Below are 12085 nucleotides of genomic sequence, written 5' to 3' on the forward strand. Positions count from 1 at the left end.
TTACTTTTTAATAAGAAACAGCGGTTCAATAACCCTGCTGGGATAGGGAATAGAGATCTACAAGTGATCTATAAATCTATTGCTGAAAGGCTGCGATTGCGGCTGAATTCATCCGATTTCAACATTGGCAGCCCGATTCCAGGCGAGAAAGCGTTAGCTCAGGAATTTGGCGTGGCGCGAATGACCATCCGAAAAGCTGTCGACCTGCTGGTTGAATGGGGCCTTGTGGTTCGTCGGCAGGGCAGCGGCACCTATGTTGCTCATAAAGACATTCACCATGAAACCTCAAACCTGACGGGGTTGGCCGAGGTATTGCGCAAGCAGGGCAAAGAGGTGATAAGTCATGTCCTGGTTTTCGAAGTGATGCCCGCTCCTCCCGCCATAGCCAGCCAGCTCCGTATTCAAATCAATGAGCGGATCTATTTTTCCCGACGGGTACGCTACGTTGATGGGAAGCCCCTGATGCTTGAAGACAGTTATATGCCGGTTAAGCTTTTTCGTAACCTGTCGCTGGTGCATCTGGAGGGGTCAAAGTTTGATTACATCGAGAAAGAGTGTGGCATAACGATAAGCGGCAACTATGAAAGCCTGGCACCGGTGCTGGCTGATAAGCAGTTGGCCCAATCGATGAACATACCCGAACAAACACCGCTGCTGCGTATTACCTCCCTTTCTTACAGCGACAGCGGTGAGTTTCTTAATTATTCCGTGATGTTTCGCAACGCCAGCGAATACCAGGTGGATTATCACCTCAGGCGCATTCAAAGCCCTAGCTCATCCCCCAGAACAGCACCGCCAGAAGCTGAGGCGTGATGATACGCAGGAACATCACCAGCGGGTAGACGGTGGCATAGGAGAGTGCCGCCGCGCCGCTGGTCGCGTGCAGGTTATTGGCAAACGCCAGCGCTGGAGGGTCGGTCATCGAACCAGCCAGCATGCCGCACAGGGTCAGGTAGTTCATCTTCGCCAGCACCCGCGCCAGTATGCCCACGGTGAGCAGCGGAATGCCGGTAATCAAGATGCCGTAGCCAATCCAGCTCAGCCCTTCGCCATGCACCAGCGTTTCAACAAAACCGCCACCGGACTTGAGCCCCACCACCGAGAGAAACAGTACGATCCCCAGCTCGCGCAGCGCCAGGTTGGCGCTTGGCGGCATAAACCAGTAGAGCTTACCGATACTGCCGATGCGGCCCAGGATCAGCGCCATTATCAGCGGCCCGCCCGCCAGCCCGAGCTTTAACGCGACCGGGAAGCCGGGGATAAACAGCGGGATGGAACCAAGCAGTACGCCAAGGCCAATACCAATAAACACCGGCAGCATTTGGACCTGCTGCAATTTTTGTTGGGCGTTGCCAAGATCGGAGGCTACGGCATCAATGGCCGCCGGACGCCCCACGAGGTTGAGGATATCGCCAAACTGCAGGCTGGCATTGCTGCTGGCGACCAGCTCAACCCCGGCGCGGTTTAAGCGGGAGATCACCACGTCATAACGCTGTTTATAGTGTAGATCGCGGATTTTCTTGCCCAATACCTTCTCGTTGGTCACCACCACCCTTTCCACTTTCAGATCCGTTCCTCGTGTGGAAAGCGACGTTTCAACTTCTTTGCCAATCACCAACTGCGCGCTATGCAGATCCGCCGCTTCACCCACCAGGTGCAATAGGTCACCAAGCTCAATAATGGTCGTTGGCGACGGCACCATCAGCGTTTCACCCCGTTTGAGGCGCGAGCAGATAATTTTGTCGCTGTTGATAACGGGGACATCCTGAATCGCCATGTGGTTCAGGTTAGGGTTCTCAACGCGGATGTTGATGGTCTGAAGATGGGAATGGCTGGAACCCGCCTGCTCGTCGAAGCGCTGCGCCTCTTTGTCGACGTTAATGCGAAAGAACAGACGCACCAGCCACATAGTGAGCAGAATGCCGCAGATACCAAACGGGTAGGCCATCGCGTAGCTCATACCCATCTGGTCTACGACGCTAAACGGCTCGCCAAGATCGCGCAGAATTTGCTGCCCGGCACCCAACGCGGGGGTATTGGTCACCGCACCAGAAAAAATGCCCAGCACGACGGGAAGCGGAATCGCGAAGATTTTATGCAGCAGCGTGGTGACCAGGCCGCCAAGAACCACAATCAGGATGGCAAACAGATTCAGCCGCAGGCCCGAGACGCGCAGCGAGGCAAAAAAACCCGGCCCCACCTGAATCCCGATGGTATAGACGAACAGAATCAGGCCGAATTCCTGGATAAAGTGCAGCATCGGGTTGCTTAGCGTGATGCCAGCCTGATCGACAAAGTGGCCGACAATAATCCCACCGAACAACACGCCGCCGATGCCAAAGCCTATCTCCCGGATTTTGACGTTGCCAATCCACAGACCGACCACCGCCACCAGCGCCAGGACACTTACCGTCAATGCTATATCACTCATCGCCTTTTCCCTGTGAATAACATTATTAACATCAGGGATTATGGACGAAGGGTTGGGTGATTGTATGTAGTACGGCGCACAATAATGAGTTGGTAAAACGGGGCGATATAGCCTCTTATCGCCCCGCCATTTGAGAACAATTAAATGCCCACAAGACTTTCAAGCGGTATACCAAATTGCTTATGCAGGCGGCGAATCATCGGCAGTGTAAGAGTTCGAGTCCCTTTCAGAACTTCATAAACACGATTCGATTTGCCAATAGCAGGCTCCAAATCTTTGACCGTTAACCCTTGCTGCTCCATGCGAAACAGAATGGCTTCAATCGCTTCGGGTGGGTCAATGGGGTGATTTTTCGCTTCATACTCTTCAATCAGCAGGCACATCACTTCGAAATAGTCGCCTTCCGGTGTATCAACGGCTGGTTCGTTATCAAAATAAGGCTCAACGGCCTTAAGCGCCGCTTTATAGTCTTGCTCAGTTTTAATAGGCTTAATAGTCATGCTGTTACTCCATACTCACTGTCTCAGCATCGATGGCGTCGTACTGCTTATGCGTGCCAAGAAACTTCACAAATATCACACCGCGTTGATAAGCGATGGCGACAATGAGACGATATTTATTCCCCGCTATGTTGAATACCACACGCCTGTTTTTCAGGATGCTAGCCGTGCGGTACTGTTCCTTAATCTCTGCAGGGGTAGTCCAGTTGGCCTTCTTTGCCTCGTCTACCCAAGCTTTTAACGGCTGTTCTGCGTCCGGATTTGCCGTCCAAAAATCCCTTAATGTTGCTATAGCGATAATCTTCACGCCCTCATCATGGTCCCAAAATGGGACTAAATCAAGAAGGGTGTACAAAAAAGCCCCGGGATATCCCAGGGCTTCATCGTCTAATCGCGGTTAACTATCCAGCGCTGGGCGCTCGCTAATAGCGATGCGCTGTGGCGCGATAGCTTCCGGCTCGTTGCGAGTGAGGTCGATATGCAGCAGGCCGTTAGTAAAGGTCGCGCCGGCGACTTCCATATTTTCTGCCAGGGTGAAGCTCAGGCTAAAGGCCTGGGTAACCAGCCCCTGATGCAGCCATTTGGTCTCTTTTTCCTGCGGCTCAGGCGTGCCTTTTACGGTCAGGCGTGTGCCTTCGAGCTGAATATCCAGATCTTCCTGACGGAATCCGGCTAACGCTAAGGTAATGCGGTAGTGGTTATCGTCGCTTTTTTCGATGTTGTACGGTGGGAAGGTCTGGCCTTCACTGGTGCTTTGCAGCGCGTTCGCCAGTTTGTCAAAACCGATCCATTGACGCAGCAGTGGGGATAAATCGTAGTTACGCATTGTGTTTCTCCTTCTAAGAAGCGAGTAAGTACCTTCCGGCTCCCTGACGGCAAGCCGATTGATGATTTAGCTAACAGGGCCGCACAGGCGGCCCTGTATCATTAATTAATTTCGATACGACGCGGTTTATCCGCATCTGGAATCACGCGTTCCAGTTCGATATACAGCAGGCCGTTCACCAGGTTTGCGCCACGTACGTGGATGTGTTCCGCAAGCTGGAATTTGCGCTCAAAGTTACGCTCGGCGATGCCTTGATAGAGATAGGTTCGTTCTTTTTGCTCTGCGGCATGCGCGCCTTTTACCACCAGCATGTTGTCCTGCGCGGTGATTTCCAGCTCGCTTTCCGCAAAACCGGCCACGGCAATCGCGATGCGATAGTGGTTTTCATCAACCAGTTCAACGTTGTACGGAGGGTAGCCGCCGTTGCTTTGCGTTTGATTGTTTTCTAACAGGTTGAACAGACGATCAAAACCGATGGCAGAACGGTATAACGGGGATAAGTCAAAGTTACGCATAGTTAAATAGCTCCTGAAAATCAGCGAGAAATTAATCACCTTCCATCATGGACAGGTTGTTGAAGCCCAAACACCCCGAAGGCGTGTTCCTCTTGGCTACACCAATAAAATGTGGTGAAAAGAACCATTTTCAAGTCCTCATGTCTTACTTTTTTTGCACTTTCCCCCAGAGCGCTTAGACTGGGTATGGCACAAAAGGCCAAAGTGCGACAGCCGCCACAGAGCGGCAAGCCGGTACTTCCTATTTTGGCAATGGGTAGATATAACCCAAAGAAGGGCGTTTTATGCCCGTGACGAGAAGAACTCACTATGAAAAATGTTCTGATTAAAGCGGCGCTGGTTGGGGGGATCTTCTTGTCAGGAGGGTGTTCCAGCGTCATGTCGCATACTGGCGGCAAAGAGGGAACGTATCCTGGCACGCGTGCAAGCGCCGCGATGCTGGGCGACGATGACAGCGGCTGGGTCGCCAAATCGCTGGTCGCCATTGATATGCCGTTTACGGCGGTGATGGACACCGTACTGCTGCCGTGGGACTTCTTCCGTAAAGATAGCTCCGTTCGCTCCCGCGTAGAAAAGAGCGAACAAGAGACGCTGGCAACCAATTCGGTTATTCCGCCAGCGCCAATGCCCGCCCCCTGATTCAGCGGGCGGTTTCGGTTATCCATAGCTGGCGAAAGCCAGCCACATCTTCCATCCAGGCAATAAACTGACCATCAGGTGAGAAGACCACCGCATCCGCCGACGGTGGATTTGCGTGATCGGCCGTTAAAAACGTCACTGCACCGGTCTGCGCATCACACATCGCAATACGTCCCTCCAGCACAAAGCCCAGTCCCTTTCCGGATGGATGCCAGTTAAACGCCGACTGAATATCTGACGCATTGTGCGTAAGCTGGTGCGGCTCGCCGCCTGCGGGTGAGATCAGCCACAGCTGCACGACGCCATTGTCATCACGCATCAGAAACGCAATCTGCGTCCCCTGCGGGTTGCTGCGCACCCAGTGGCGCGGAATATTCACCAGCCCAGGATAAGCACGCTGATGGGTAAAGGTCAGTCGCTGCTGACGAACGCCTGCCGGCGGCGCAGGCAGCGTTGTCGCCGTTCCTGATAGTGGCGCTTCACCCGCCTGCTTCCAGCCCGCCTCGTCGCGCGGCAGCGTCACCAGAAACAGCTCAGGCACTTTTTCGCCGGTCAGCGAAACGGTGTCGCCGATAAAGGCCAGCGCGGAGGAACCGACCCAGCCCTCTTCATAGGCGCGGTTAATCTCATCGCTTCCAGGCTGTGGTTGCGCCGTTGTCTGACTCACCAACACGCACCAGTGGCTACCGGCATATTCCCGCGGATGCTGGCCGCGCGGCGTAACCGGGCCGAACGGTGTCGCCACGCCAACGTTACGCTGATCCAGTGCAGGGTCGTATTCGTGCATCACGTGGTCGTTGTAGGTAAAGCTGACGTACTCTCCGCAAGGGCTGTAGACGTGGACGTGGCTGCCGCCGCGTAGCGCGCCAGGCGTGTAGGGCGAGGTGATATCCATCGCATCCAGATTTTGGATTTGACCGTGGGCCGAGACTACACCGCGGCGATGGTGGAAATCGTACTGCCACTGGGCATCCGGATTTTCCGGGCCGTGGATAAACACGTACTGTTCGGCAGAGGGATGCACCGTGACGACGCCAACGTGCGCGCCTTCACTTGCGCGATAAATCACCTCAACATCGCCGCTATGCACGTTCACGCGCTCGATGGTTTCACCGGTAAACGACGCGCCAGATGGGCGCACATCAAAGACCAGCCACTGGCTATCCGGCGTCCAGGTTCGGGTATTAGTAAGCTGATGATTACGCGGTGCAAAGGTGATTTGTTTCATGGCGGAGTCCCGGTCAAAAGATACCGCCTCTTTTTACCACGCGCGCGTCTTATCCCATAAGCCTTTAGCGGTGAGAGGGAACATCGGCACGTTGCGCGCTGGCGGCAAGCGTGGGGAAATCTACCGCGGTGTAATACCGTTCAGGCGGTGGCAACTGTTCCATCGACGTTCCAGGCCATAGCTGAAGCTGACCTAATTCCTGAAGACGAATACCCTGCCAGCGGTGCGGCAGCGTCAGGCGCTGCGGTGTGGTTTGCTCCCCCGGCACACGGGTTGGCAGCCGGTTATCGCCCATCTCAAAATTACGATGCAGCACCAGATATTTCTCCGGCACGCGGCGTTGGCTGTTCCACCAGCGGCCGTCCAGCATATCGAAATGGAAGCGGGTCATCGCTGGAGGCTGCGCGCCCAGATGCATTAGCGCCTGAGTAAGCGCCGTGCCCATCGCCGCATTGTAGACTCCTTGGGAAACAGTTTGTCCGTCGAGAATCAGCGAGACGGCCAAGCGCGCGCCGAGCAGGTTTGAGTAGAGATCTTCCGGCGAAAAGGCGGAAACGCCCTCCGAAAAACCGGGAACGGACTCAAAACCATACCATTGGGCAATTTCGTGCCATTCCGCGACCTGAAAGGCCAGATGGGCCGCAAGCCAGGCGGCCAGCGTGTAACGCTCAACGGGATCGGTAGGCGGGGTAAACGCTTTAAAAACCAGGCGACGCTGCGCCAGTTCGCTCTCCAGATCGAGGGTAAACGTCTGGCCAAGTTTCGGCAGCAGCTGGCTAAAGATATAGACCGTCATATCCGCGGTATCGCGCACGTGGGCGGTATCAATAAAACCGCCGCGGGTGGTGTAGAGAATACCGTTATTTTCGCTACTTAAGCCCGTCAAATTTTCCAGCCCGGCCAGCAGCTTATCGTTGTACTGATGCTGGCCCAGGTGGCTGGCATTGACCACGTTATCCAATCGATAGAACGGTACCGGCATGCCCAACAGTTCCGCATGCAGGTTATAGCCAAAAGCGCAGCATGGACGCAGCCCTTTGGGCAGCGACTGCGGGGGCATCGTGGGCCAGGCACTCACCGTCTGCGCCGTTGCTTTTTCACCTAAATCCAACGCCACCGGCAGCGCGGCTGCGGCTCGCGTGATAGCAAATAGCGCCAGTAGCGATACCATTTTAATCAACGCCTTCAAAATGCCTCTCCCACCTGAAAATAAAACCCGCTACTGCCTTTGCCAATGCCGTAATCCAGCCGCACGTTAACACGCGGCTTAAACTCAAAGCGATAGCCCACCCCCGCCGAGGGCAACCAACGACCATCATCCAGCGAGTGAAAAGACGGCCCCATGGTGCCAGCGCCCAGCCACCCCACCACGCCGTGCCGCCAGTCAAGCTTGCGGCGGTATTCCAGTTGACCACTAACGGCATTTTTATCCCGGTAGCGACCTTCGTAGTAGCCGCGCATCCGCTGATTGCTGCCGAGCAGCGGCATCATCGTCCAGGGGACGTCGCCCTGGGTGAACGCGCCGTCCATTTCCCAGGCCAGTACGTTTTTGTCGTCGAGGGAGTGGTAGCGGCTGTAATGCAGCTGGTATTCATCGAAGCGGGTATCGCTGCCGACATCCGGCGTAAAGCGGGTGTAGCGGAGATCGGCGTACTGCCCTTTGCGCGGATTAGGGACAAAATCTCGATCGTCCCAGCTCAACTCGACGCTGCTACCGGAGCTCAGCACCGACTCTCCCTGCGCGGTACTGTTAATTTTTTGCGGGTCATCATTATTTATTTGCGCCGCATGCTGGGCGTGCAATGACCAGCCCACCCCCAGATAGATATTCGGTGCCAGCCGGCGGTATACCGTGGGGCGTAAATCGAGGTCCTGGGCGGTGTACTGCTCTTTTTTACTGTCTTTATCACCCGCGCTAAAACCCTGTCCCCAGTAGTATGTTGGGGTATCGGTCAGTGAGCCATCAAGAAAGAAACGCCAGCGATCGTCGGCGAAAAAGGCATAATTTTGCATTGTCAGGCCAAAGGCGCTGGTTGAGCTGAAGTAGCCGCTCAGCGTCAGGGTTGAGTTCTGGCTGACCGTATCGTTTGGGTCCGGGCGATACATGCCCACCACCGCCGTACCCACGCCGAGCCCCAGTTCAGGGGTATAAAACGGCCCCGGCATGACGCCCCAGTCGACGCCTTTGCTGGCGTCAAAGTTATCGCTCGCGCCGAGCTTTTTCAGCCAGCCGTCAACCTGGTCACGAGTCGGCAGCGCCGACTGAACTTGTCCAGCAAACAGGCAGCACAGCAAGAGCAGGCCGAGGCGTGTCAAAAGCGATATTCCCCCGCAACAAAGAAGCTGTTGCGGTCGGCAAAGCCAATCTCAGTGGTAAGGTGAGCTCATACTGCGCGCCCACCAGCACGTTCCACGGCGATGACAGGTGCTGTTTTACATCGAAACGACCTTTGTTATCTTTGTTCGCCAGATTCACCATATCCTGCAGCGCGGCGGACGGCATCGTAAGGTCGCTCAGGCTGCCTTTAAACTCCTGCTGCACGTCCTGATACATGGTGCCCACCCACAGGTTCAACTTGCCGGAAGGCAGATGCAGGGTATCGTTGCCCGGCGTGTTAAAACGGTAGCCAATACGCGGAGAAATAGTGAACGCGTCGATGCTGCCATCAAGAATATCGAACCGCGTCTGGGTGTAGTTGGCGTCAAAGGCGGTAAACCAGTTGCCGATGCCGCCAACCAGCGTGGTACCGACGCCGTAGGTTGTGCCTTTGAAATCGAGCTGAAATGCCAGGTTTTGCAGTTGGTTTTTATACTTTGGTGCCAGTGGAATTGAGTGCCCATGTGGTCCAAGCACATCAACACCAATCTGTGAAACGGAGTGCCCGTCGGTATATCCCACCAGGCCATACACGTTCATAAACGGCAGTAGCCAGGCATCCAGCTTTACCGTTTCGGTTTTGCTTCTTTCACGGGTATTACCCACGTTGATTTTAAAGGCGTTATCCAGCGAATGGCCTTTCAGAGACAGCCCGTTGAAATTGATACTATCCACATCAATATTCTGCCTGATATTCATGTAGTTAATATTCAAGCCAAACGGTAATGGCAGCTCATAGCCGCGCTTACGCGCTTCGTCACCTAAGAACGGTAAAACGGAGTGGCTTTCTTCAGGTACAGCGGCCGCAGGTTTCGCAGGCAAAGGGGTGGCCTGACTATCATCCTGATAGCCATAAAGCGGTGTCAGCGTCGAGTCAGAATCCGTCGCAGCCCAGGTCTGAAAAACCGAACAGGATGACATCATCAGCACCAGACGGATGCGTTTGTTAATCATAAAAAAGTGCATTTGCAGGCAGATCTGCCCGGAGATAAAAGAGGGTGGGAGAGTAAAGAAATTACGGGCTAATTGGGGGGACTTCCGTGCGGTTTCACACCTGATAATACAATAACAATTTTCCAAACAATCTTAAGGTTAGTGCCCGGACAATGCCGGGCAACAGGAACATCAGGACAGGACGTACTTTTCAATCGCCCAGGCAACGCCGTCTTCCAGGTTTGATTTAGTAACGAAGTTCGCCACTTCTTTGACTGCTGGAATCGCGTTATCCATCGCCACGCCAACGCCAGCGTATTCAATCATCGCAATGTCATTTTCCTGGTCACCGATAGCCATCACCTCTTCGGCCTTGATGCCCAGCACGTCGGCCAGCGACTTCACGCCGGTGCCTTTGTTCACGCGCTTATCAAGGATTTCGAGGAAGTATGGTGAGCTTTTCAGTACGGTGTATTTCTCTTTCACTTCCGGCGGAATGCGGGCAATCGCTTTATCCAGAATGGCCGGTTCATCAATCATCATCACCTTGAGGAATTCGGTTGCCGGGTCCATTTTTTCGGCTTCGCAGAACACCAGTGGAATAGTGGCGACAAAGGATTCGTGCACCGTGTAGTAGCTGATGTCGCGGTTTGCGGTGTACAGCGTGTTGCGGTCCAGCGCGTGGAAGTGGGAGCCCACTTTGCGAGAAAGTTCTTCCAGGAAGCGATAGTCATCGTAGTTCAGCGCGGTCTGTGCCACCGTGCTGCCGTCGCCGGCTTTCTGCACCAGCGCGCCGTTATAGGTAATGCAGTAATCTCCCGGCTCGTTCATCCCCAGTTCTTTCAGGTAGCTGTGTACACCGGCGTACGGACGACCGGTGGTCAGAACCACGTTCACCCCTTTAGCACGTGCCGCTTCCAGCGCGTTTTTTACCGCAGGAGAAATAGTGTGGTCCGGCAACAGCAACGTTCCGTCCATGTCGATTGCAATAAGTTTGATAGCCATGAGATCCCCAGGTTAGATGAGTCTGTTCTCATGCTAACTCGGTTTAGCTCAAAAAACAGTAGCCAGCAGCGCTTAAAACGGGGATACAACGCGCAAAGCGTGCTCCCCTTTTGCCGCATCGTTAACCGAAGAGCTTGCCACCTTTCAGCAGATCCATGCCCGCGGACAGCAAATCGTTATGCGCCTGTGGGTCCACCTCGCCTTTTGGCGACAGCGCATCGACGATTTTCGGCAGATATTCCGCCAGCATCGTTGAAGCGGAGCTGGCGTCGGTCCCCAGCTTTTCACCGAGATCTGACACCGCGGGGGCACCGAGCGCCGAGACTACCTGGTCACTGCTAATGGATTGATTGCTTTGTTGATTGCTTATCCAGGATGAAACGATGTCACCGAGTCCGCCGCTTTGCAGTTTCTCCAGCAGCGCCTGAATGCCGCCCTGCTCGTTGACCCAGCTCAGGATAGCCTGATATTTACCCGCATCGCCGCTGAGCAGCGAGCCCACCACATCATCAAAAAGACCCATTTTTCCACCTCGGAATGACGGTTAAGAGAAGACGTAGAGAAGTATAGTTCGTCGACGGCGGGCATAAAAAAACGCCTGAAAAAATTCAGGCGTTTTTCGCGTTGATACCCCGGCGTCGCGCTGCTCGGCCGGGCTACGATACGGATTAGATATCGATGTTCGCGGCTTTCAGGGCGTTCTCTTCGATAAAGGCACGACGCGGCTCAACGGCATCACCCATCAGGGTGGTGAACAGCTGGTCAGCGGCAATGGCATCTTTCACGGTCACGCGCAGCATACGGCGGCTGTCTGGGTCCATGGTGGTTTCCCACAGCTGATCCGGGTTCATCTCGCCCAGACCTTTATAACGCTGGATAGCCAGACCACGACGGGACTCTTTCACCAGCCAATCCAGCGCCTGTTCGAAGCTGGAAACCGGCTGACGGCGTTCGCCACGTTCGATGAACGCGTCTTCTTCCACCAGGCCACGCAGCTTCTCGCCCAGCGTGAAGATACGACGGTATTCGCCACCGTTAACGAACTCGCTGTCCAGCACGTAGTCGGTATCCACGCCGTGGGTACGGACGCGAATAATAGGCTCGAAATGCTGCTGTTCAGCATTGTGCTGAATATCAAACTTCCACTGGCTGCCGTGCTGTTCTTTTTCGTTCAGCTCGGTCACCAGCGCGTTCACCCAACGGGTGACTTTCTGTTCGTCGGACAGGTCAGCTTCCACCAGCGTCGGCTGATAGATAAGCTCTTTCAGCAGCGCTTTAGGGAAGCGACGTTCCATACGGTTGATCATTTTCTGAGTCGCGTTGAACTCGGCAACCAGTTTTTCCAGCGGCTCACCCGCTAACGCTGGTGCGCTGGCGTTAGTGTGCAGGGTTGCGCCATCAAGCGCGATGGAGATCTGGTACTGGTCCATAGCCTCATCGTCTTTGATGTACTGTTCTTGCTTGCCTTTCTTCACTTTGTACAGCGGTGGCTGTGCAATGTAGACATGGCCGCGTTCAACGATTTCCGGCATCTGACGATAGAAGAAGGTCAACAGCAGCGTACGAATGTGCGAGCCGTCGACGTCCGCATCGGTCATGATGATGATGCTGTGATAACGCAGTTTGTCCGG

At 54.6% G+C, this 12085-nt stretch carries 13 protein-coding genes, 1 pseudogene and 1 other annotated feature; of the genes and pseudogenes, 2 read left to right on the plus strand and 12 right to left on the minus strand.

All coding sequences use genetic code 11. The features are described from left to right. The first annotated feature begins 63 nt into the window (after positions 1–63). Positions 64–813, plus strand: coding sequence for a GntR family transcriptional regulator (locus RDN66_RS20725; RefSeq protein ID WP_035896436.1), 750 nt, complete (start codon positions 64–66; stop codon positions 811–813). On the opposite strand, the gene RDN66_RS20730 is transcribed toward RDN66_RS20725, so the two are convergent. From RDN66_RS20730 to ibpA, 5 genes are all read right to left on the minus strand, one after another. Continuing rightward, positions 770–2431, minus strand: coding sequence for a putative transporter (locus RDN66_RS20730; protein WP_248537986.1), 1662 nt, complete (start codon positions 2429–2431; stop codon positions 770–772). The genes RDN66_RS20725 and RDN66_RS20730 overlap by 44 nt on opposite strands. Before the next feature lie 140 nt (positions 2432–2571). Next, positions 2572–2931 (minus strand): type II toxin-antitoxin system HigA family antitoxin, encoded by a 360-nt coding sequence (locus RDN66_RS20735; RefSeq protein ID WP_202216905.1) that lies wholly within the window; start codon positions 2929–2931, stop codon positions 2572–2574. Positions 2932–2935: 4 nt separating this feature from the next. Beyond that, entirely contained in the window at positions 2936–3238 is a 303-nt protein-coding gene (locus RDN66_RS20740; RefSeq protein ID WP_185668144.1) for a type II toxin-antitoxin system HigB family toxin, read from the minus strand. 90 nt (positions 3239–3328) lie between these two features. Then, on the minus strand, positions 3329–3757 hold the full coding sequence (gene ibpB, locus RDN66_RS20745; protein ID WP_035896434.1) for a small heat shock chaperone IbpB: 429 nt from the start codon (positions 3755–3757) through the stop codon (positions 3329–3331). Positions 3758–3858: 101 nt separating this feature from the next. Then, positions 3859–4272, minus strand: coding sequence for a small heat shock chaperone IbpA (gene ibpA / locus RDN66_RS20750; protein ID WP_035896433.1), 414 nt, complete (start codon positions 4270–4272; stop codon positions 3859–3861). After that, positions 4266–4342: a sequence feature (ROSE (Repression Of Heat Shock gene Expression) occurs in the 5'-region of heat shock genes and acts as an RNA thermometer to modulate expression.), on the minus strand. It overlaps the preceding gene by 7 nt. 239 nt (positions 4343–4581) lie before the next feature. Here ibpA and RDN66_RS20755 point away from each other — a divergent pair. Beyond that, positions 4582–4911, plus strand: a complete 330-nt coding sequence (locus RDN66_RS20755) for a YceK/YidQ family lipoprotein (protein WP_035896432.1) — start codon at positions 4582–4584, stop codon at positions 4909–4911. 1 nt (position 4912) lies between these two features. Here the strand turns inward: RDN66_RS20755 and RDN66_RS20760 are convergent, their stop codons facing one another. From RDN66_RS20760 to RDN66_RS20790, 7 genes and pseudogenes are all read right to left on the minus strand, one after another. Further along, positions 4913–6139 (minus strand): DUF3748 domain-containing protein, encoded by a 1227-nt coding sequence (locus RDN66_RS20760; protein ID WP_202216904.1) that lies wholly within the window; start codon positions 6137–6139, stop codon positions 4913–4915. Positions 6140–6203: 64 nt separating this feature from the next. Beyond that, complete coding sequence (locus RDN66_RS20765; protein ID WP_374044033.1) at positions 6204–7328, minus strand: DUF4056 domain-containing protein; 1125 nt, start codon at positions 7326–7328, stop codon at positions 6204–6206. After that, positions 7325–8464 (minus strand): BamA/TamA family outer membrane protein, encoded by a 1140-nt coding sequence (locus RDN66_RS20770; RefSeq protein ID WP_374044036.1) that lies wholly within the window; start codon positions 8462–8464, stop codon positions 7325–7327. Before RDN66_RS20770 ends, RDN66_RS20765 begins: the two co-directional genes overlap by 4 nt. Then, positions 8452–9440: pseudogene (locus RDN66_RS20775) on the minus strand (hypothetical protein). Before RDN66_RS20775 ends, RDN66_RS20770 begins: the two are co-directional and overlap by 13 nt. A 201-nt stretch (positions 9441–9641) precedes the next feature. Continuing rightward, the gene (gene yidA, locus RDN66_RS20780) at positions 9642–10454 is read right to left on the minus strand and encodes a sugar-phosphatase (protein ID WP_202216901.1); all 813 of its coding nucleotides are present in this window, start codon (positions 10452–10454) and stop codon (positions 9642–9644) included. A 121-nt stretch (positions 10455–10575) separates the two neighbouring features. Further along, positions 10576–10977, minus strand: a complete 402-nt coding sequence (locus tag RDN66_RS20785) for a YidB family protein (protein ID WP_123650970.1) — start codon at positions 10975–10977, stop codon at positions 10576–10578. A 145-nt stretch (positions 10978–11122) separates the two neighbouring features. After that, on the minus strand, positions 11123–12085 hold a 963-nt coding region (locus RDN66_RS20790), incomplete at its 5' end, for a toprim domain-containing protein (protein ID WP_308538155.1).

It is taken from the genome of uncultured Kluyvera sp. (assembly GCF_902485085.1).
Taxonomy (GTDB): Bacteria; Pseudomonadota; Gammaproteobacteria; order Enterobacterales; family Enterobacteriaceae; genus Kluyvera; species Kluyvera ascorbata.

Bases quoted from the DNA above. Each gene is read 5' to 3' on its own strand.
- RDN66_RS20730 (WP_248537986.1), bottom strand. From the start codon at position 2,431: ATGAGTGATATAGCATTGACGGTAAGTGTCCTGGCGCTGGTGGCGGTG.
- RDN66_RS20735 (WP_202216905.1), bottom strand. From the start codon at position 2,931: ATGACTATTAAGCCTATTAAAACTGAGCAAGACTATAAAGCGGCGCTT.
- ibpB (WP_035896434.1), bottom strand. From the start codon at position 3,757: ATGCGTAACTACGATTTATCCCCACTGCTGCGTCAATGGATCGGTTTT.
- ibpA (WP_035896433.1), bottom strand. From the start codon at position 4,272: ATGCGTAACTTTGACTTATCCCCGTTATACCGTTCTGCCATCGGTTTT.
- RDN66_RS20755 (WP_035896432.1), top strand. From the start codon at position 4,582: ATGAAAAATGTTCTGATTAAAGCGGCGCTGGTTGGGGGGATCTTCTTG.
- RDN66_RS20760 (WP_202216904.1), bottom strand. From the start codon at position 6,139: ATGAAACAAATCACCTTTGCACCGCGTAATCATCAGCTTACTAATACC.
- yidA (WP_202216901.1), bottom strand. From the start codon at position 10,454: ATGGCTATCAAACTTATTGCAATCGACATGGACGGAACGTTGCTGTTG.
- RDN66_RS20785 (WP_123650970.1), bottom strand. From the start codon at position 10,977: ATGGGTCTTTTTGATGATGTGGTGGGCTCGCTGCTCAGCGGCGATGCG.